Annotated in this window: 21 protein-coding genes; 8 read left to right on the forward strand and 13 right to left on the reverse strand. The window is 30.1% G+C overall.

What is annotated here, in order from left to right; translation table 11 throughout:
* The first annotated feature begins 4 nt into the window (after positions 1-4).
* Positions 5-850, forward strand: coding sequence for a substrate-binding domain-containing protein (locus GCU34_RS04170; RefSeq protein ID WP_072783817.1), 846 nt, complete (start codon positions 5-7; stop codon positions 848-850).
* A 29-nt stretch (positions 851-879) separates the two neighbouring features.
* Complete coding sequence (locus GCU34_RS04175; RefSeq protein WP_072783815.1) at positions 880-1,812, forward strand: transglutaminase; 933 nt, start codon at positions 880-882, stop codon at positions 1,810-1,812.
* 11 nt (positions 1,813-1,823) lie between these two features.
* Here GCU34_RS04175 and GCU34_RS04180 read toward each other — a convergent pair whose 3' ends face one another.
* Positions 1,824-2,018, reverse strand: a complete 195-nt coding sequence (locus tag GCU34_RS04180) for a hypothetical protein (protein ID WP_072783813.1) — start codon at positions 2,016-2,018, stop codon at positions 1,824-1,826.
* A gap of 18 nt (positions 2,019-2,036) precedes the next feature.
* Positions 2,037-2,714 carry a uracil-DNA glycosylase gene (locus GCU34_RS04185; protein ID WP_072783811.1) on the reverse strand — a complete coding sequence of 226 codons (678 nt, stop codon included), beginning with the start codon at positions 2,712-2,714 and terminating at the stop codon, positions 2,037-2,039.
* Between the two features lie 76 nt (positions 2,715-2,790).
* Here GCU34_RS04185 and GCU34_RS04190 point away from each other — a divergent pair, with 76 nt between their 5' ends.
* The 3 genes from GCU34_RS04190 to GCU34_RS13590 all read left to right on the forward strand — a co-directional run bounded on the left by GCU34_RS04190 (position 2,791) and on the right by GCU34_RS13590 (position 5,767).
* Positions 2,791-4,959, forward strand: coding sequence for an endonuclease MutS2 (locus GCU34_RS04190; RefSeq protein ID WP_072783809.1), 2,169 nt, complete (start codon positions 2,791-2,793; stop codon positions 4,957-4,959).
* Positions 4,960-5,138: 179 nt separating this feature from the next.
* On the forward strand, positions 5,139-5,555 hold the full coding sequence (locus GCU34_RS04195; protein ID WP_072783807.1) for a thiol-disulfide oxidoreductase DCC family protein: 417 nt from the start codon (positions 5,139-5,141) through the stop codon (positions 5,553-5,555).
* Positions 5,556-5,626: 71 nt separating this feature from the next.
* Positions 5,627-5,767: a hypothetical protein gene (locus GCU34_RS13590; RefSeq protein ID WP_178138350.1), complete on the forward strand. Its 141-nt coding sequence runs from the start codon at positions 5,627-5,629 to the stop codon at positions 5,765-5,767.
* Positions 5,768-5,788: 21 nt separating this feature from the next.
* Here the strand turns inward: GCU34_RS13590 and GCU34_RS04200 are convergent, their stop codons facing one another.
* On the reverse strand, positions 5,789-6,667 hold the full coding sequence (locus GCU34_RS04200) for a T9SS type A sorting domain-containing protein (RefSeq protein WP_072783805.1): 879 nt from the start codon (positions 6,665-6,667) through the stop codon (positions 5,789-5,791).
* A 198-nt stretch (positions 6,668-6,865) separates the two neighbouring features.
* Complete coding sequence (gene aroC / locus GCU34_RS04205; protein WP_072783803.1) at positions 6,866-7,930, reverse strand: chorismate synthase; 1,065 nt, start codon at positions 7,928-7,930, stop codon at positions 6,866-6,868.
* 143 nt (positions 7,931-8,073) lie between these two features.
* On the opposite strand from aroC, the gene GCU34_RS04210 reads away from it, so the two are divergent.
* From GCU34_RS04210 to GCU34_RS04220, 3 genes are all read left to right on the forward strand, one after another.
* On the forward strand, positions 8,074-8,883 hold the full coding sequence (locus GCU34_RS04210; protein WP_072783800.1) for a UDP-2,3-diacylglucosamine diphosphatase: 810 nt from the start codon (positions 8,074-8,076) through the stop codon (positions 8,881-8,883).
* 44 nt (positions 8,884-8,927) lie between these two features.
* Positions 8,928-9,719: a hypothetical protein gene (locus GCU34_RS04215; RefSeq protein WP_072783798.1), complete on the forward strand. Its 792-nt coding sequence runs from the start codon at positions 8,928-8,930 to the stop codon at positions 9,717-9,719.
* An 83-nt stretch (positions 9,720-9,802) separates the two neighbouring features.
* Positions 9,803-10,306 carry a hypothetical protein gene (locus GCU34_RS04220; RefSeq protein WP_072783796.1) on the forward strand — a complete coding sequence of 168 codons (504 nt, stop codon included), beginning with the start codon at positions 9,803-9,805 and terminating at the stop codon, positions 10,304-10,306.
* A gap of 47 nt (positions 10,307-10,353) precedes the next feature.
* Here GCU34_RS04220 and GCU34_RS04225 read toward each other — a convergent pair whose 3' ends face one another.
* From GCU34_RS04225 to GCU34_RS04265, 9 genes are all read right to left on the reverse strand, one after another.
* Complete coding sequence (locus tag GCU34_RS04225; RefSeq protein ID WP_072783794.1) at positions 10,354-10,788, reverse strand: protease complex subunit PrcB family protein; 435 nt, start codon at positions 10,786-10,788, stop codon at positions 10,354-10,356.
* A 1-nt stretch (position 10,789) separates the two neighbouring features.
* Entirely contained in the window at positions 10,790-11,920 is a 1,131-nt protein-coding gene (gene bshA / locus GCU34_RS04230; protein ID WP_072783792.1) for an N-acetyl-alpha-D-glucosaminyl L-malate synthase BshA, read from the reverse strand.
* A gap of 66 nt (positions 11,921-11,986) precedes the next feature.
* Complete coding sequence (locus tag GCU34_RS04235; RefSeq protein WP_072783790.1) at positions 11,987-12,442, reverse strand: DUF1801 domain-containing protein; 456 nt, start codon at positions 12,440-12,442, stop codon at positions 11,987-11,989.
* 1 nt (position 12,443) lies between these two features.
* Positions 12,444-15,356, reverse strand: a complete 2,913-nt coding sequence (locus GCU34_RS04240; protein WP_072783788.1) for a glycoside hydrolase family 3 N-terminal domain-containing protein — start codon at positions 15,354-15,356, stop codon at positions 12,444-12,446.
* Positions 15,357-15,482: 126 nt separating this feature from the next.
* Complete coding sequence (serB, locus tag GCU34_RS04245) at positions 15,483-16,700, reverse strand: phosphoserine phosphatase SerB (RefSeq protein WP_072783786.1); 1,218 nt, start codon at positions 16,698-16,700, stop codon at positions 15,483-15,485.
* Positions 16,701-16,739: 39 nt separating this feature from the next.
* Positions 16,740-17,222: an ABC transporter ATPase gene (locus GCU34_RS04250; RefSeq protein WP_072783784.1), complete on the reverse strand. Its 483-nt coding sequence runs from the start codon at positions 17,220-17,222 to the stop codon at positions 16,740-16,742.
* Positions 17,223-17,224: 2 nt separating this feature from the next.
* Complete coding sequence (locus GCU34_RS04255) at positions 17,225-17,836, reverse strand: hypothetical protein (RefSeq protein WP_072783782.1); 612 nt, start codon at positions 17,834-17,836, stop codon at positions 17,225-17,227.
* A gap of 1 nt (position 17,837) precedes the next feature.
* Entirely contained in the window at positions 17,838-18,629 is a 792-nt protein-coding gene (locus tag GCU34_RS04260; RefSeq protein ID WP_072783780.1) for a (Fe-S)-binding protein, read from the reverse strand.
* A gap of 62 nt (positions 18,630-18,691) precedes the next feature.
* On the reverse strand, positions 18,692-20,020 hold the full coding sequence (locus tag GCU34_RS04265; protein WP_072783778.1) for a (Fe-S)-binding protein: 1,329 nt from the start codon (positions 20,018-20,020) through the stop codon (positions 18,692-18,694).
* Between the last annotated feature and the right edge of the window lie 3 nt (positions 20,021-20,023).

Consider the following 20,023-nt stretch of genomic DNA (forward strand, 5'->3'; position numbering starts at 1 on the left):
AAACATGAAAACAATCAAAATAGTTGGCGTTCCAGAACATTTTAATTTGCCATGGCAAATGTGTATTGAAAACGGCGAATTTGAAGACGCTGGAATCAATTTAGAATGGACAGATATTCCTGAAGGAACTGGTAAAATGTGTCAAATGCTTCGTGATGGAGAAGCAGATATTGCGGTTATATTAACTGAAGGAATTGTAAAAGACATAATAGCTGGAAATCCGTCTACTATTGTTCAAGTGTATGTAAAATCGCCTTTAATTTGGGGAATTCATGTTGCTGCAAATTCTAATTACAAAACACTTTCCGATTTAAAAGCAACAAAAGCAGCAATTTCTCGTTTTGGTTCTGGTTCGCATTTAATGAGTTTTGTCAATGCGCAAAATCAAGGTTGGAATACAAACGATTTACAATTTGAAATCGTAAATACAATCGATGGTGCTGTTGATGCTTTAACTAACGGAAATGCCGATTATTTTATGTGGGAACGTTTTATGACAAAACCTTTAGTTGATAATGGAACGTTTCGTCGTGTTGCCGATTGCCCAACGCCTTGGCCTTGCTTTGTTATTGCAGTAAGAAATGAAGTATTAGAAAATCAGCAACATATTATTAAACAAATTTTAGATGTAATAAACGCTACAACTGAAGAATTTAAACTTATTCCTAGTATCGATAGAACTTTAGCGTCTAAATACAACCAAAAATTAGAAGATATTCAAGAATGGTTATCTTTAACTCAATGGTCACAAAAACAAATAGATAAAGCAACTTTAGAAAAAGTAAAATCGCAATTATTTTCGTTAAATATTATTGAAAAAAAGTTACCATTTGAAATGATAGCTAAATAAATGCTTATTTTTATCGTTTTAAAAGTAAAATGTTAACCCAAAAATCCCAATTTTCCTTAACAAAAATTAAAGAAAAGCTTTCTTTGCCAAAGCCTTGGGATTCGGTTATCATATTCTTACTGAACATTTTAATTGCTATTCCCCTATTTATTATTGCACACCAAAATTTAATTGAACTTAATTGGCCATTAAATTTAGACCGTGTTTTTATTTTTGTAGGTATTGTTGTAATTATCCAATTAATTTTACGCTTAATGAAAACCATCATCATTTTGTGTATTTTCATTTATTTACTTTCTTTAGTTTACGGAACAATGTTTGGCGATTATGGATTTGAACGCGTATTTGAAGATTATCGTTATATGATTTACTCAATGAGTGAAGACAGTAAACCTCAAGATATTATTATTTCTAAATTACTTCCATTTCCCAATAAATCAAAAATTATTGATGCGGTTGATTTTACAAATCCAAAGGTTCGAAACTTTGCTTTATCGGCAACAACTAAACATTTTAAAGATGTGAAGGGTTATCAAAAAAACCGAAAACTTATTCAATGTTTTGCAGTTTTTGCAGAAATAAAAAAACGTTGGAATTACGTTAATGATCCACAAGGTCGCGAATATATTGCCTACGCATCTGAAAGTTTACAGCATTTTTCTGGTGATTGCGACGATCATGCGATTTTAATGGCGGCGTGTATTAAAGCCATTGGCGGTTCTCCTCGATTAATTCATACTGGCGGACATATTTATCCTGAAATGCTTATTGGTACTAAAAAAGATTTAGAAACTGCTGTTTATTTAATTAAAGAAGTGTTGTTTGTTAACGAAACTAAAAACAAAGACATTCATTATCATATAGACGAACGTGGAAATATTTGGCTTAATTTAGATTATACTGCAACTTATCCAGGAGGACCTTTTATGAGTGAAGAAATTTTAGGGGAATTGACGTTGTAAATAGCTTTTTCTTAAAAAATAGAATTATAGAGTAAAATAAATGCAAAAATTGCGGTTAACAATGAAACTAAATATCCAATAAATTTATCAAAATTTGAATATGGAATTCCTTTTGCCCATTCTTTTTTTAAAAATTCCCATTCAAAATATATCGAAAAAAAAGTAAAAACTGCTAAACCTAATAAACAAATAGAGAACCAAAACATAAAATCATTTTTATTTAATTACCACTCAATTTTCTCTTTTCTTACACTTTCCAAAATCGCATTCGTTTTATTAAAATGCTGGTTACCAAACCATTTACCTTGGTTAGCACTCATAGGCGATGGATGACCAGAAATTAAAACATAATGTTTTGAAGTATTTATCAAGCTAGCTTTCTTTTGCGCAAAACTTCCCCATAACAAAAACACCACATTTTCCTTTTCGTTAGAAATGGTTTGTATTACAGCATCTGTAAATTGTTGCCAATGTAAATGTTTATGGCTGTTAGGCTTATCTTTTCTAACAGTTAACGTAGCGTTTAACAATAAAACACCTTGTTTTGCCCAACGTTCTAAATTTCCAGAAGTTTGTTCAATGGGTTCAAAAATAGATTCGTATTCTGCATTAATTTCACGGTAAATATTACGCAACGAAGGCGGAATTTTTATACCATCATTCACCGAAAATGCTAAACCATTGGCTTCGCCTTCACCATGATACGGATCCTGTCCTAAAATCACCACTTTTACGTCATCAAAAGCACATGAATTGAATGCGTTAAAAATCAAATCTTTTGGCGGAAAACAAGTATGCAACGCATATTCTTCTTCCACTTTTTCTAGCAAGTCCTTAAAATACGGTTTTTCAAACTCCTGTTGTAAGTGTTGTTGCCAAGAAGCTTCGATTTTTACATGCATACTTTAAAATTTTTTCAAAAATAGAAATAAATCATACAAATGCTTGTAAATTTGCAGTAAAAGCGAGAAAAAGAAGATGATTTCAGTCACTAAAAAGACATTACAAGATTTAGAATTCAACACTATATTAGAAACAATTGCTGCTTATTGTAACACCGAATTAGGTTATGAAAAAGCTTTAGCAATTGAACCTTTTAAACATAAAACCGAATTATTAGCTAATTTGAAGCAAACTTCAGAGTATTTAGCTTCTTTTAGCAATAATAATGCAATACCAAATCATGGTTTTGAAACTATAACCAACGAATTAAAATTCTTAAGTATTGAAGAAAGTTTTTTAGAAGCTCAAAGTTTTAAAAAGATTGCTCATTTAGCTGAAACTGCTATAACATTAATAAAATATTTTAAGAAGTTTGAAGATTATTACTTAGAATTAAATAAAAAATCAAGCGAAATTGCAATCGAAAAACAAATTAATATTGCAATTGATAATGTTTTTGATAAATATGGAGAAATAAAAAATAATGCTTCACCCGATTTAGTTTTCATTAGACAAAATATTCAAGTGGTTCGCGGGAAAATAAATCAAAGTTTTAGCATAGCATTATCTCAATATAATTCGGCAGGTTATTTAGACGATATTAAGGAAACTATAGTTGATAACAAACGCGTTTTAGCAGTTTTAGCCATGCACCGTAAAAAAGTAAAAGGTTCGGTTATGGGAAGTTCTAAAACGGGAAGTATTGTTTATATAGAACCCGAAGCAACTTTACGCTATTCTCGTGAATTAGCAGATTTATTACAAGACGAGCGAGAAGAAATTGTCCGCATTTTAAAACGTTTAACTAATGAAATTCGTCCTTTTAAAGAAACTTTAACTGAATACCAAGAATTTTTAAGTGACATTGATGTAATTGCAGCTAAAGGTAAATATGCAAATAAAATTAATGCATTACTACCCAATATAACCAATGTAAAACGCTTATATTTTAGAGATGCCTTTCATCCTATTTTGTGGTTAACCAATAAAGCAAAAAACGAAGTAATTTATCCGCAAACTATTGAATTACAAAATGATAATCGAATCATTGTTATTTCGGGACCCAATGCTGGTGGAAAAAGTATTACACTAAAAACCATTGGTTTACTACAATTAATGCTGCAAAGCGGTATTTTAATTCCGGTTCATGAACGAAGTGAAACCTTTTTATTTGACAGAATTTTAACCGATATTGGTGATAATCAATCTATTGAAAATCATTTAAGTACGTACAGTTATCGTTTGAAAAACATGAATTATTTCTTGAAGAAATGTAACGATAAAACCTTGTTCTTAATTGATGAATTTGGTACAGGTTCCGATCCTGAATTAGGTGGCGCTTTAGCTGAAACCTTTCTAGAAGAATTTTATGCACGTGAAGCTTTTGGGATTATAACTACGCATTATACCAATTTAAAAATCTTAGCAAACGAATTACCATTTGCAACGAATGCTAATATGCTTTTTGATGAAAAATCATTAGAACCTATGTATAAATTACATTTAGGACAAGCAGGAAGTTCTTTTACTTTTGAGGTAGCTCAAAAAAATGGCATTCCTTATGGATTGATAAATCGTGCTAAAAAGAAAATTGAAAAAAGTAAGGTTCGGTTCGATCAAACCATTGCTACACTTCAAAAAGAACGATCAAAACTTGAAAAAACTTCTCAAAACTTAAAAGAAGAAGAAAGTAAAGCTCGTGAAGAAAGCCAGAAAATGGAACAGATTAACGCTAAAATTCAGGAAAAATTAGAGCGTTATCAAGAATTATATGATGCCAACCAACGCTTAATTTATTTGGGTCAAAAATTAGATGATATTTCTGAAAAGTATTTCAACAATAAAGATAAAAAAACGCTTATTGGCGATTTCTTAAAAATGGTTGAAATTGAAAATTCTAAACGCAAAAAAATCACTAAAAAGGAAAAGATTGCTAAAGAAAAAGTTGAGAAAGAAGTAATTGCAGAAGTTCAAGTAAAAGTAGAAGAAATTCGAGAGAAGAAGAAACAAGAAAAAGAAAAGAAAAAAGTAATTGAAGCTGCTAAACCAAAAGTAATATTAAAAGTTGGTGATAGAGTTAGAATGATTGATGGAAAAGCAATTGGAACTATTGATAAAATTGAGAAAACAAAAGCTGTTGTCAATTATGGAATTTTTACTTCAAAAGTGAGCTTGGACCAATTAGAATATATTCAACCAGTTTAATTGTTGATTTGTTTATTCGTTAGAATATTAATGTTTATTTTTCGTCAATTCGAGTGATTTTTGACAGAAAATTATATCGAGAATAGAAAAATCTAGACTTGTTCTCGATACATTTTTTATATTGCCTTACAATAAAAAAATACTCGAACTGACGGCTTTAATCCATTTACTTAACAATTATGATTAATTTACCTGAAAATAAAAAAATAATCTTGTTTGATGGAGTTTGCAATTTATGTGATGCTTCAGTTCAGTTTATAATTAAGCATGATAAAAAGGATATTTTTCGTTTTGTAGCTATCCAATCTGAATTAGGAAAAGAAATTATTAAATATTTAGGAATAGACACTTCAAAAACAGATTCTATTATTTTATATGAACCTGGAATTGCATATTATTTTAAAGCTGATGCCGCTTTACATATTGCAAAAGAATTGAATAGTTGGCACGCAATCCTATACTCATTTATACATACACCAAACTTTATAAAAGATTCTGTTTACGATTATATTGCAAAAAATCGTTACAAATGGTATGGCAAGAAAGAGGCTTGTATAATACCCACTCCAGAACTAAAGGCTAAGTTTTTAGATTAGTATGATATTTGTCAGTTTTTTATTATCTTGTAAATGTTAATTTTGTTTAAATAAATCAAACTTATAAACTTATGAAAAGTCTTGTTCTTCCTTTATTTGATTTTGCTAATGGAGCTGCGATGATGATTGTTGTATTCTCGTTAGTTATATTAGGATTAGTTGGTGCGGTATTTATGCTGATGAATTCTGATAAAAAGAAAAAAAACGACTAAGAAATCTTAGTCGTTTTTATTTTATTCTTTTATAAATTTCTTTATAGTATTTCCTTCATCTGTTGAAATTTTAACCAAATAAATTCCTTTACTTAAATCGGTTAAATTAATTTGCGAACTATTACTATTCACTTTATCTAATTGTTTTACAACTCTTCCATTAATATCAGTAAAATGTAAAGATTTAATTAAGGATGTAGTTGGAGCTACAATATTAAGTTCACTTGTTACTGGGTTTGGATACATTGTAAAATCTTTTGAAGCAAAATTTTCATTAGTTAGTGTTGCACTTGCTAATATAGTCATTGCAAAATTATTAGGAATTCCAAAATTTCTTGCGCAACCGTTATTGCTTGCTGTACTTCCACATCTTGTTGCAAAACCATTTCCTGTTTCTGTTGCTGGCATTGAACCTACAGTAGCAGTTTCACCTATTCTCCACAAAACATTATTTCTTGAAGCATTAATCATAACTGTTATAGTGTTATCAGTTTCTGAATTAAGATCAAATTCATTAAAAGGAAATACAACTTGAAATATTGTACCTAAAGTTGTAGGTGGTGCTGTAACATTTACAGTAACTGAAGAACCTGGAATTAATGTCCCAGGACCAGAACCACAAGAACCAGTGCTAGTGGAAGAAGGACAATCATTATACAAGGTCATTGTAACGGAGAAAGGTGAAGCATCATTTAGATTAAATAGATCAACAGTTATAGAGTTTAAATATCTTGCTGTGCCACCTAAAGTAATTGCATCTCCCATTTGACATGCGGGACCATTTGCTGTTGGAGTAATTTCAGCTCCTTGATTACTCGCATGTGAAGTCTCATAAATTGTTACCTGTCCATAAAAAAAATTAGTCATCAAAATAACTAAAAAGAGTAAAGTTTTTTTCATATAGTTGATATTAAATTTTAAGTAAATTTATATGAAAAAACAATACAAAATATTCGTAACAACCTAATAGCTAACGATTTATTTAAAATATAAAAAAAGACTTATTTAAGATTAGTTTTTATACTTTTAATCAAATATTAACTAAAAAATAAAATTTTAACCAGTTAAAACGTTAAATTACAAACAACTAAAAATAAATTATTTATTGTAGATTTTAGAAAATAAAGAAAAATCTGCTAAAACTAAAGCTGCCATCGCTTCAACAATAGGAACTGCTCTTGGAACCACACAAGGATCGTGACGTCCTTTTCCTTGTTGTTCAATTATTTCTCCTTTGTTTGTTAACACTTCTTGTTTTTGTAATAAAGTAGCTACTGGTTTAAATGCTACCCTAAAATAAATATCCATTCCGTTACTTATTCCTCCTTGAATTCCACCTGATAAATTAGATTTAGTAGTACCATCAGGATTATATAAATCGTTATGTTCACTTCCTCTCATCTTAGCACCACAAAAACCACTTCCATATTCAAATCCTTTAACAGCGTTAATAGATAACATTGCTTTACCTAAATCGGCATGAAGTTTATCGAAAACTGGTTCACCTAAGCCAATTGGCACATTTTGAATAACACAAGTTATTGTACCTCCAATAGTATCTCCTTGTTTTTTTACTTCTGTAATCAATTTTTCCATTTCTGCTGCTGTTTCCATATCTGGACATCTCACAGGATTCAATTCAATATTATTAAAATCTAAATCTTGGTAAGGCTTGTTGATAAAAATCTCTCCAACAGAAGAAACAAATGCATTTATCTTAATTCCTGAAATTACTTGTTTTGCAATAGCTCCAGCTACTACTCTACTCACGGTTTCACGTGCAGAACTTCTTCCTCCACCTCTATAATCTCTGAAACCATATTTTTGGTCGTAAACATAATCAGCATGGCTAGGTCTATAGGTATTAACTATTTCATCATAATCTTTTGATTTTTGATTGGTATTGAAAATGAGAAAACCAATTGGAGTTCCTGTGGTAACACCATTAAAAATTCCTGAATAAAAATGTACTTGATCTTCTTCCTTTCTTTGTGTTACAATTTTTGATTGTCCGGGTTTTCTACGTTGCAATTCTAAGTTAATTGCATCAAAATCTATTTCTATTCCAGAAGGACAACCGTCAATAATTCCACCCAAAGCTTCACCATGTGATTCTCCAAAAGTAGTAAGCTTAAAAAGTTTACCAAAACTATTCCCTGCCATGTAATTCTTTTTTTACAAATGTACTTATTTAAAAGTTTTAATAGAACCAATAAATTAACATTATTCGTAATGAGTAACATAATTTTAATATCTACTTAAGGGTAAATTAATTTTAGATTTCTTTTTTTGATAAAACTAATATTTTGAAAAGAAGAACTGTTGACTTAGTAGTAATTTCGGATGTTCATTTAGGTACTTATGGCTGTCATGCAAAAGAATTACATCAGTATTTAAATTCTATAAAACCTAAAACTCTTATTCTTAATGGAGACATTATTGATATTTGGAATTTTAGAAAATCTTACTTCCCAGAAAATCATTTAAAAGTAATTAAAAAGATTTTGAGTCTTTCTACTAAAGGAACTAAAGTTTATTACTTAACAGGAAATCATGATGAATTATTACGTAACATTACTGATTTATATTTAGGTAATATTCAACTCTTAGATAAATTAGTTTTGGAACTAGATGGTAAAAAAGCATGGTTTTTTCACGGTGATGTTTTTGATAGTTCTGTACATTCGGCCAAATGGATTGCAAAACTAGGCGGTATTGGTTATGATTATTTAATTCTTTTAAATAGATTTATTAATTGGGTTTTAAAAAGATTTGGTAGAGAGCCTTATTCCTTATCTAAAAAAATAAAAGGAAGTGTAAAAAAAGCTGTAAAATTTATTTCAGATTTTGAAACTACTGCTTCAGATATAGCAATTGACAAAAACTATGATTATGTTGTTTGCGGACACATTCATGAACCTAAAATAATAAGAAAATCAACCAACAAAGGCTCAACATTATATTTAAATTCGGGCGACTGGATTGAAAACCTTACCGCATTAGAATACAACAGAAAAAGGTGGAAAATATATCAATACAAAGAAGAGAATATTATTACCGAAGATGATGATGAATTTTTTTCATTAGAAAATAAAATATTCAATCAAATAAGTTAGTCTATATATTATTACTTATTTTTAGCTTTAAAAAACAATTAAATATGAAAGCTAAAAATCTATTATTACTACCTCTTTTGTCTTTATTTATATCTTGTGGTTCTGATTTTGACGATAATATAGATAGTAATCCGTTTACATTAAGTTTAGAAGATGGAAATTATTGGGTTTATAATGTTCAAACTGATGTAAACCAAAGTAGAGATTCTCTATATGTAGCTAATGATACTGTAATTAATTCGAAAACTTATAAAAAATTTAAAACTGAAAATCCTCCTACAGGTTTCTATTCTTCTGCGTTAAATAATAATGGAGTAATTTACAACAACGGTAAAATGTATTTAACTGGAGGTTTAAATTTAGCTTCAAATCAAAATTTACCTATTAATTTAGATGTTTCTGTATCCGATTTAGTGATTTTTAATAAAGATGCTGTTAACAATCAGCCATTAAATGTTGCTCCTGTTACTGGAGATATTCAACAAACCATTCAAGGATATCCTATTGACATACATTATGAATTAAACACTTATGGCGGTGGAACTTTGGCTACATTTACAAAACCTGATGATAATGAAGTTTATAATAATGTAAAAATCACAAGAGTTACCTTAGATTTAACTATTAGTACTGCTAGTTTACCTATTTCAAATTTTCTTACTGATCCAGAAGTATTAGTTTCAAATTTATATATCGCTGAAGGCATTGGAATGATTTACTCAAATACTGATATTTCAATTAATTTAGATTCATTTGTAGCTGGAGCTCTAGGTATTCCTGCAAGTTCAACCCAAAATCAACAAGAGTTTTTAGACTCATACATGGTCGGAAATTAAAATTTTATAAATAACAAGTAAAATTTTATAAAACAAACCCCGTTAACATGATTTAACTTTGCTCAAAACAAAAACAATTGAACATGAAAAAATTATTCTTAACAGGTATTATGCTATTAGGATTAGCATTTGCTAACGCACAAGACATTTCAAAAAATGCAATAGGTTTACGTTTAGGTGACAATGACGGATTTGGTGGAGAAATTTCTTACCAAAGAGGTTTATCTAGCAATAATCGTTTAGAATTTGATTTGGGATGGAGAGACACAAGGCATTATGATGCTGTAAAACTAGTTGGTCTATATCAATGGGTTTGGAACATTGAGGGCGGATTTAATTGGTATGCTGGTGTTGGTGGTGGTTTAGGTTCTTGGAGAGCTGAATACTACAACAATGGTAACGGAAATTATTACGATGAAAGTGGAGCTTTTGCATTAGTTGCCGGTGATATTGGTATTGAATATAACTTCGACTTTCCACTTCAATTATCTTTAGATTTCAGACCTGAAGTTTACTTTAACTCTAATGATTGGAGAGAAGATAACTTTGGACCAGACATTGCGCTTGGTGTAAGATATAGATGGTAAAAAATATATCTTATAAAAAAAGCTCGTTAATAATTAACGAGCTTTTTTTATTCTAAAACTATTGTTTTTGCTTTCGGAATGATTGTTAAACAATAGGGAGATGTTAACGCCATTGTAGACATTTCTCCTTTTTTAGGATTTATTTTTTTTGTTTTTACATGTAAAACTGAATCTACCCAATAAAGACTCTCTACTTCTATTTCATAACCACCAGAACTTTTTTGTCCCATAAAAACAGCTATTACCGAATTATTTTCAAAATCTGGTTCAAAAAGATGTACATCTTCTACTTGATCTAATTTCATTTTCTCAACAAAAGCTAAATATTCTTCATTCGAATCTAAAACTTCAAATCCAGAATTCGACTTTCCACTATTTTGCGCTTTATAGATATTGTCAAATTGTGTATTCTCAAAAACTTTTGTTGGAGAACCACATGAAAATAACAAAGAGGAAAAAGAAATAAGTAGTATTTTTTTCATATTAAACCAAAGATAAGGCTTCTTGATAAATTTGTTCGTATAAAGGAAGAATCTGCTGAATATCAAAGTTTTTAGCATTTTCTAGTGCATTCTGTTTGAAACTTAAAAGTCGGTTTTCGTCAGATAAAATTTGGATCGCATTTTGACTCATTTCCTCAATATTTCCAACATCACTTAAATATCCAGTTTTTCCATCAATATTTACTTCTGGTAAACCACCAGAATTACTTGAAATAACTGGAACTCCGCAAGCCATAGCTTCTAGAGCAGCTAAACCAAAACTTTCGGTTTCAGAAGGCAATAGAAATAAATCGGAATAACATAAAATCTTATCAATTTCATTACTATTTCCAAAGAAAACAACTTTATCGTGAATTTTAAGATCAATGCAACGCTGTTCTGCTTTTTCTTTTTCAGGTCCATCTCCAACCATCATTAACCTTGAAGGAACTTTTAATTGAATTTTATAGAAAATATCAATTACATCTTCAATACGTTTTACTTTTCTAAAGTTAGAAATATGTGTTACAATCTTCTCTCCTTCATCTGCCATCAAAGAACGTGAACAAGGTAAATGTTTCGCTGCTTCACTTTTTACAATTTCAATAAAGTTTGGAACTACTTTAATTTCTTTTTTAATATCGAATAACTTATAAGTATCATCTCTCAAACTTTTCGAAACACTTGTAACCACATCTGAATTATTGATACTAAAAGTAACGGCTGGTTTATAAAACGGATGTTTACCAACAAGCGTAATATCAGTTCCATGTAAAGTTGTTACCATTGGGATATAAATTCCTTCTTCTGCTAACATTTGTTTTGCCATATAACCAGCATAAGCATGAGGAATAGCATAATGTACATGCAACAAATCTATTTCATACAATTTAATCATATCAACTAACTTACTCGATAAAGCTAATTCATAAGGTTGATAATGAAACAAAGGATATTCTGGAACGTGAACTTCGTGATAAAAAATATTTTTATTTAATAATTCTAATCGAACAGGTTGACTGTAGGTAATAAAATGAATTTGGTGACCTCTTTTGGCTAACTCTAATCCAAGTTCAGTAGCGACAACTCCACTACCTCCAAATGTAGGATAACAAACTATTGCAATTTTCATTTGTTTAATTTTAAAGGTATAAAGTTACACCTATTCGTTTGGTAAAAATTTTAATTATTCGTTAAATTATTTTCTAAAAGCCGATTCGTACAAAGAAATCCATTGTTCTGGTGTCATTTTTTTTGATAATTCACCTAATAATTCAAATGGAATATCTTCGACTTTTTTAAAACGCATACAACTTTTTCCCATGTCTAATTTCTTCTTCGAATGCTTTGGAAACTCGGCTACAAACCAATCGTATAACTGTTTATCTGCATAAATTCCCATGTGATAAAAATTGATGCTATTTTTTTGAGAAGCAAAACTCATAAATGGTAGTGGCGTTTTAGGATCGCAATGATAACCCGCAGGATAAATTTCATGTGGCACCGAATATCCAATCATTCCATAACCCATAACTTCTTGAAAACCTTTAGGTAAGTTCTCTAAAATTGTAGTTCTTAGTTTTTGTAAAGCTTCTCTTCTTTCTTTTGGAGCTTCATTAATATATTGTTCAGGTGAAGTTGCGCTAGATGTCATTTTATTCAATTATTGATTCGTAAATAACTTTTTGAATATTTTCTCTAATATTTTCTCTTGAAAGCACATTTGTCTTTGCTTCCGGATATGTTCTGTTTGATAAAAATATGTAAACAATTTCTTTTTCGGGATCAGCCCAAGCCATTGTTCCTGTAAACCCAGTGTGTCCAAAACTTGTCATAGAAACACAACCACAAGTTGGTCCGCTTTCACCTAGTTGAGGTTTATCGAAACCAACTCCTCTTCTATTTTCATCTTTACAATAATAACAAGTATTGAACTTTTCAAAAGTACTTTCAGAAAAATATTGATGTTCGCCATAATTTCCTTTTTGTAAAAACATCTGCATCATTTTGGCAACTTCTACACTATTTGAAAAAACACCCGCATGTCCACCAACTCCACCTTGCATAGCTGCAGCCATATCGTGAACATAACCCTGAATAGTATCGTATCTAAAATAATTATCAATCTCTGTTGGAATAATTTCATCTTTAGAAAATCTTCTTAAAGGATTGTACAACATTCTATTGGCACCTAAACTTTTATAGAAATTATTTTCAACTAGTTCATCTAAAGATTTTCCTGTAGTTTTCTCTAAATATTGTTTTAGAATAATAAACGAAAAATCACTGTATTTATATTGAACTTTCGGTAGCAATTCACTATCTGCTATGGCTTTAATAATAGTATCATTATAATCACTTCTTAGATATAATTTATCGGTAACTTGAATTGAAAATTCTTTCGAATATTCTGGTCTATAATATTTAGCATCTGGTTTTCCTAAAGAATCCAAAGTAGCTTTATAAAAGCCAATCCACGGATAAAAACGAGCTTGATGTGTTAACATATCAACTAAAGTTGCATTTTTTTTATTCGATTGATTAAATACAGGAAGCATATTTCCTAATTTAGAATCCATTTTAAGCTTCCCTTTATCGAACTGAATCATCACATTTGGTAAGGTTGCCAAAATTTTCGTCAATGAAGCTACATCATACAAGTCGGTATTTTTAACGTGAAGCTTCTTGTCGTATGTATGATAACCAAATGATTTTTCGTAAACAATTTTCCCTTTTCGAGCTACTAAAACTTGTAAGCCTGGCGTCATTTTTTTATCAATTGCATAATTTGCAATCGAATCTATTTTATTTAGAATTTTACCATCTAACCCAACGTTTTCTGGAGCACCATAACCTAAACGATTCATTTTTTTAGTAGTAAAACCATCGTTTACATAAAACTCATCATTAATAGAAACTGGTAATCTTCCTTTACAACCAATTGCTCCAAAAATTGCTTCTGCAGCCGCAGTATGAGCAAAATTATTATTTTGATAAGCTACTAATAAAGCCTCAATTTTATCGAAAGATTTTATTTTTAAAAGCGAATAAGGCTTTGTAAAAAACGTAACAATTGTTTTGTTGTGTTTTGAAATTTGTTCAATCCAAAGTTGTTCTCTGAAAGATAAATCGTGATTTTTCCAAGCACCATCAGCTTTGTGATATCCAATAATCACTTTTGTATAATCTTTTAATTTTACTAAAACAGAATCTAAATTGGTTGAGTTAATATAATCTACTTTAGTGTATTCATTTAATTTCGAAAGGAATTCAGTTTCATCGTCATTACCAATTTTTACATAAGCTATTTTTTCATTTTCAAGCTTTTTAATTGGTACAATCGATTCTTTATTTTTTAATAACGTTAAAGCATTTTCATATAACAAATAATTTAAAGCATCGTATTCCGATTTATTTAAATCATCATATAAATTATTCAGTTCAATTGGTTTATAATCATTTAAACCTGCTTTGTATTTATAGGCAAGAATCTTTTTAACCGATTGTTCTAATCTTTCTTCAGTTAAACTTCCATTTTGAAAAGCTTCTTGAAACTTCTTGATTGCAACCGGAACATTTTCGGCAAATAATAAAACGTCATTTCCTGCTAAAAATGCTTCTAAATCAATTGCACCAGGTTCTTTAAAATTACTTGCCCCTTTCATGTTGAGTGCATCTGTAAAAATTAATCCCGTAAAACCAAGTTCTTTCTTTAAAATATTGGTTACTACATTATAAGAAATTGATGTAGGATATCCTTCGCGAGGTTCTAAACTTGGTACATTTAAGTGCGCCACCATAACACTCGCTAAACCTTTATTTATCAATTCTTTATATGGATATAATTCTACATCATCTAACCTTTGTTTATCAAAATTTACCATTGGTAAAGTATGATGCGAATCGGTTGAAGTGTCGCCATGACCTGGAAAATGCTTCGCTGTTGCAAAAACGCCTTCACTTTGTAAACCTATCATTAAAGCTTCGGCACCATTGGTAACATTTATTTTATCTTCACCAAACGAGCGATTTCCGATAATAGGATTCTTAGGATTAGTATTAATGTCGACTACTGGAGCAAAATTGAAATGAATTCCCATTCTTTTAGATTGGCGTCCCATTTGTTTCCCCATTTCCTCGATTAATTTATAATCTTGAACTGCACCCAATGTCATATTCCAAGGATAACGATAAGTAGAATCTAATCGCATACTTAAACCCCATTCGGCATCTATTCCTATAAAAAGAGGAACTTTAGATTTTGATTGATATCTATTGGTAAGTTTTGCTTGTCGAACAGGTCCGCCTTGGAAGAAAATTAAACCGCCAACGTTATATTTCTCAACCAATTGATCTATTTCTTTAAAATGATTTTCATTTTTATTAGAATAAGCAGCAACCATAAATAATTGCCCTACTTTTTCTTCAAAAGACATTTTATTGTAAATACTATCGACCCATTTTTTTTGAGTAACCAATTTATTCGGCACAATAGTTTTAGAAATATTTTGAGAATATGATGTATATATTGAAACTACAAGTAAAAGTAGTATTGGTAATTTTCGCATAAATAAAAGTTTGATTCTTTGTTATCAGCACTAAATCTATGCCAAATTACTATTTATCTTTATTAAAATAAAACGTTTTAAGTTTATTTTATAAAGAAAGTTGTTAACGAGTAAAGTTTATAGTTTTTATAAATCGATATGACGGTCGTGATAACCTAATAAATACAATACACCGTCTAAACCTATACTAGAAATTGAACTTTGAGCATTGTCTTTAACTTTAGGCTTAGCGTGAAAAGCAATACCTAATCCCGCTAAATTAATCATCGGTAAATCATTTGCTCCATCGCCTACAGCTATAGTTTGATTAATATCGATACCTTCTAATCTTGCAAGTTCCTGAAGATATTCAGCTTTTTTATTACCATCAACAATTTCACCAAGATAACCACCGGTTAAAACGCCATCTTTAATTTCTAGTTGATTAGCAAAAACATAATCTATACCTAATTCTTTTTGAAGATAATGACCAAAATAAGTAAAGCCACCAGAAAGAATAGCTGTTTTAAATCCGTTTGCTTTTAAAGTATTGATGAGTCTTCTTGCCCCTTTTGTTATTGGTAAATTTACAGCAACTTCTTGTAAAACATTTTCACTTAAACCTTTTAAAAGTTTCATACGTGTCACAAAACTTTCTTTAAAGTCAATTTCACCTTGCATGGCCGATTCTGTAATTGCTTTCACTTGTTCGCCTACACCAGCAAGTTCTGCTAATTCATCAATAACTTCAGTTTGAATTAATGTAGAATCCATATCAAAACAAACTAAACGTCTGTTCCTACGAAACATATTATCTTCTTGAAATGCTATATCTAAATCTAAATCTCTAGATATTTGCATAAATTTTTCGGTAAATTCGGCTTTATTATGAATTGCACCACGAATTGACAATTGAATTGATGCTCTTGGGTATTCATCTTCTTTAATTAAAGAAGCTCTACCTGTTAAACGTTTGATGGCATCAATATTTAAATTCTTTTCAGATATAACTTTAGTTACTTCTGAAATCTGTTCAGCGGTAAGTTTTTCCCCTAATAAAGTAACTATGTATCTATCTTTACCTTGTTGGTGAACCCAAGACTCATAATCTTCTAATGAAATGGGAGTAAATTTTGCTTTAATACCCACTTCATAAGATTTAAATAACAAATCTTTTAAAACAGCTGCCGATTTTTTACCCGATTTTATTTGGAAAAGAATTCCAAGTGATAATGTATTGTGAATATTAGCTTGACCAATATCTAATATTTTGGCATCGTAAGCTGCTAAAACACCTGTTAAAGATGATGTTAAACCTGGTTTGTCTTGACCAGATATATTCAATAAAAATATATCACTATCCATTATTTGATAAGAAGAAATAAAAGAAAAATCTATCTGTTTTTAAAAAAATCGACTATGCCAGCTCTCGCTTGCAGGTACTTCCCAAAAATCTTCCCATTCTTCGATAGTATTAACTAAGTTATTAAAAACTATTGTATTAGAAGAAACAGATTTTTGTTTAGCCATTTGCTTAAACTCAATCAATGTTTTATGAGCAATAAAATCGCCTTGTTTGTAAGTAACATTCATTTTGTCTAATAAATCTATAGAATATTTAGCTTCTAAATCTTGTATAAATTTAACAGAAGCATCTATAGAACAACCTGTTGCAGATTGTATATCTTGATTTACAGCAATGATAATAAAACGATTGTACTTTATTGTGAAAGAAGACTCTAAACCTTGTCCGTGAGCTGCCCAATTTTCAATAAATTCTTTCGTTGCGGTTTCGATTTCAGCAACTTCATCATCAGTTAGCTTTCTATTAGATTGATAAATCCAAATACGAGAATGCTTAGGTAAAGTATCGAATGGAACGTACATTTTTAATCTTTTGTTATATCAGAAATTATTTTGTAAGTAACGAATTTTTTTGTTTTAGTATCGTAAATCTCTAGTAAATAGTATGAAACTGTGATTTCTGCATTAGCTTTTAATACATTATCGGTAACAAGAAAAGCATTATCAAAATCATGTAAAACTATTAATTCATGTTTTTTACCTGAACTCTCAGCTAATTCTATTGTTAAAAATTGACCACTTACTATTTTTTTAAATTTACCTGTAACAACTTCGTCTTCAGAAGAATCTTCAGAAGCATATTTTTCTGCAATACCTGTATCTAACATAGCATTAACAAAGGCAGGACAATTAGTAGCTAATTTCATCCCCATATCTTCTCCTAAAGTTTCGATAGCTTTATCATTTCCAATAATATTATCTCCGTAATAAAACGCTACGTCTGATTTATATTTTGTTACACCTTGTAACATACATAAACCTAAAACCATTTCGAAATTCTCTTTTGTAATTTTCTCTTTAGAACTACATTCACAAGCATCATCTGCTAATTTTGAAACTAATTCGTCTTTCGTCATAGTTTGAGAAAAAGACAATTGAACTAATAAAACGGAAACAATAAATAAAATTTTCTTCATATTATAAATCTTGAGCGTTAGCAATAATTTCGGCGATATCTAAAACTTTAACTTCATTTTCTTTGTGTGCAAATTTTACACCATCTGTCATCATTGTATTACAATAAGGACAACCAGTAGCAATAATGTTTGGATTGGTTTCTAGAGCATCTTGAGTTCTTAAAACATTGATATCCATATTTCCTTTTTCTGGTTCTTTAAACATTTGCGCTCCTCCTGCACCACAACATAAGGCTGAACTCTTACTTCTTTTCATTTCAACAACTTCAGCATTTGTTTTAGTAAGCACTTCTCTAGGAGCTTGGTATTCGTTATTAGCTCTACCTAAATAACAAGGATCGTGAAAAGTAATTTTACTTCCTTTATAAGTATCTTTATTAAAATCGATTCGACCTTCGCTTAAAAGTTGTTGTAAAAATTGAGTGTGATGTAGTACCTCATAATTTCCACCTAAACTTGGATATTCATTCTTTAAACAGTTAAAAGAATGTGGGTCGCAAGTAACTATTTTTTTTACTTCATAAGCATTTAATAATTCGATATTCATTAAAGCTTGCATTTGAAATAAAAATTCATTTCCTGCTCTTTTTGCAACATCACCAGTACAGCTTTCTTCAGTTCCAAGAACTGCAAAATTTACATTTGCTTTGTTTAAAATTTTAACAAAAGCTCTAGTAATTTTTTTTGCTCTGTCATCGTAACTACCAGCAGAACCAACCCAAAATAAAATTTCTGGTTGTTTACCTTCGGCCATCATATCGGCCATTGTTGGCACTATTAAATTTTCTGACATATTATTTTATTTTAAATCAATATTTAGAAATATACTCTAACTATCTAATTTTAATATTTTTACTACTCGTTTTTCCAATTTAAACGGTCCATTTGACTGTAAGGCCAAGGCGCACCATTATTTTCAATATTACTCATCATGTTATTTAATTCCATAGGTGCAGCACTTTGCTCCATAACTAAATAACGACGCATATCTACAATAATTGATAACGGACTAATATTAACTGGACATTCTTCAACACAAGCGTTACATGTTGTACAAGCCCAAAGTTCTTCAGGAGTAATATAATCGTTTAATAAAGATTTTCCATCATCTACAAATTTACCTCCATTTGCATCGATGTTTTTACCAACTTCTTCTAAACGATCTCTTGTATCCATCATAATTTTACGAGGCGATAATTTTTTACCTGTAAGATTTGCTGGACAAGATGAAGTACAACGACCACATTCTGTACAAGTGTAAGCGTTTAATAATTGTACCCAATTTAAATCTTGAACATCTGAAGCACCAAATTTAGCAGGTACAGCATCTGGATTTGCTGGCGCTGCAAACGGATCAGCACTTGGATCCATCATTAATTTTACTTCATTGGTAACACTTTCTAAATTATTAAACTTCCCTAGCGGATTTAAATTTGCAAAATATGTGTTAGGGAAAGCTAATAAAATGTGTAAGTGTTTAGAGAAATATAAATAATTTAAGAAAACTAAAATTCCGCAAATGTGTAACCACCAAGCTCCTCTTTCGATTAAAATAACAAGACCGTTACTCATTCCGTCAAAAACTGGAGCAATAAATTGAGAAATTGGAAAACTACCTGCTTGATGATAATGAGCTACTTCAGAAGGTATATGTTGTAAGTGAAAATCGGCAGCATTCATGACTAAAAACAATGTCATTAACACCATTTCGAAATACAAAATATAATTGGCATCATTTTTAGGAAAACCTTGCATTTCTGGTTTCCAAAAACGTTGAATTTTCACAACATTTCTTCTAATCCAAAATACAATAACAGCTACTAATACTAAGAAAGCTAAAATTTCAAACGAACCTATCAATACATTATAAAATCCACCTAAAAATCTAAATATTCTATGAGTTCCAAATAAACCATCAATAATGATTTCTAGAACTTCAATATTGATAATTACAAACCCTAGATAAACTAATATGTGTAAAAATCCAGCCACTGGACGTTTTACCATTTTAGATTGTCCCAATGCAATCATTGCCATGTTTTTCCATCTTTCGCTGGGATTGTCGCTACGATCAATATCTTGTCCTAATTTAATGTTACGAATAAGTTTTTTTACATTGCGAGCAAAATAACCTACTCCAACAATAAGAATAACAGCAAATAAAATATTAGATAAAATACTCATGAT

Origin of the sequence: Flavobacterium haoranii (assembly GCF_009363055.1) — a bacterium.
In the GTDB taxonomy this organism is placed as follows: domain Bacteria; phylum Bacteroidota; class Bacteroidia; order Flavobacteriales; family Flavobacteriaceae; genus Flavobacterium; species Flavobacterium haoranii.

What these genes read in the sequence shown, in the direction of transcription:
- GCU34_RS04235 (WP_072783790.1), bottom strand. Translation starts at nt 12,442, where the DNA reads ATGACATCTAGCGCAACTTCACCTGAACAATATATTAATGAAGCTCCA.
- GCU34_RS04260 (WP_072783780.1), bottom strand. Translation starts at nt 18,629, where the DNA reads ATGTCAGAAAATTTAATAGTGCCAACAATGGCCGATATGATGGCCGAA.
- GCU34_RS04265 (WP_072783778.1), bottom strand. Translation starts at nt 20,020, where the DNA reads ATGAGTATTTTATCTAATATTTTATTTGCTGTTATTCTTATTGTTGGA.
- GCU34_RS04225 (WP_072783794.1), bottom strand. Translation starts at nt 10,788, where the DNA reads ATGAAAAAAATACTACTTATTTCTTTTTCCTCTTTGTTATTTTCATGT.
- serB (WP_072783786.1), bottom strand. Translation starts at nt 16,700, where the DNA reads ATGGATAGTGATATATTTTTATTGAATATATCTGGTCAAGACAAACCA.
- GCU34_RS13590 (WP_178138350.1), top strand. Translation starts at nt 5,627, where the DNA reads ATGAAAAGTCTTGTTCTTCCTTTATTTGATTTTGCTAATGGAGCTGCG.
- GCU34_RS04220 (WP_072783796.1), top strand. Translation starts at nt 9,803, where the DNA reads ATGAAAAAATTATTCTTAACAGGTATTATGCTATTAGGATTAGCATTT.
- GCU34_RS04185 (WP_072783811.1), bottom strand. Translation starts at nt 2,714, where the DNA reads ATGCATGTAAAAATCGAAGCTTCTTGGCAACAACACTTACAACAGGAG.
- GCU34_RS04190 (WP_072783809.1), top strand. Translation starts at nt 2,791, where the DNA reads ATGATTTCAGTCACTAAAAAGACATTACAAGATTTAGAATTCAACACT.
- GCU34_RS04215 (WP_072783798.1), top strand. Translation starts at nt 8,928, where the DNA reads ATGAAAGCTAAAAATCTATTATTACTACCTCTTTTGTCTTTATTTATA.
- GCU34_RS04200 (WP_072783805.1), bottom strand. Translation starts at nt 6,667, where the DNA reads ATGAAAAAAACTTTACTCTTTTTAGTTATTTTGATGACTAATTTTTTT.
- GCU34_RS04170 (WP_072783817.1), top strand. Translation starts at nt 5, where the DNA reads ATGAAAACAATCAAAATAGTTGGCGTTCCAGAACATTTTAATTTGCCA.
- GCU34_RS04240 (WP_072783788.1), bottom strand. Translation starts at nt 15,356, where the DNA reads ATGCGAAAATTACCAATACTACTTTTACTTGTAGTTTCAATATATACA.
- bshA (WP_072783792.1), bottom strand. Translation starts at nt 11,920, where the DNA reads ATGAAAATTGCAATAGTTTGTTATCCTACATTTGGAGGTAGTGGAGTT.
- GCU34_RS04250 (WP_072783784.1), bottom strand. Translation starts at nt 17,222, where the DNA reads ATGTACGTTCCATTCGATACTTTACCTAAGCATTCTCGTATTTGGATT.
- GCU34_RS04175 (WP_072783815.1), top strand. Translation starts at nt 880, where the DNA reads ATGTTAACCCAAAAATCCCAATTTTCCTTAACAAAAATTAAAGAAAAG.
- GCU34_RS04255 (WP_072783782.1), bottom strand. Translation starts at nt 17,836, where the DNA reads ATGAAGAAAATTTTATTTATTGTTTCCGTTTTATTAGTTCAATTGTCT.
- GCU34_RS04180 (WP_072783813.1), bottom strand. Translation starts at nt 2,018, where the DNA reads ATGTTTTGGTTCTCTATTTGTTTATTAGGTTTAGCAGTTTTTACTTTT.
- GCU34_RS04195 (WP_072783807.1), top strand. Translation starts at nt 5,139, where the DNA reads ATGATTAATTTACCTGAAAATAAAAAAATAATCTTGTTTGATGGAGTT.
- aroC (WP_072783803.1), bottom strand. Translation starts at nt 7,930, where the DNA reads ATGGCAGGGAATAGTTTTGGTAAACTTTTTAAGCTTACTACTTTTGGA.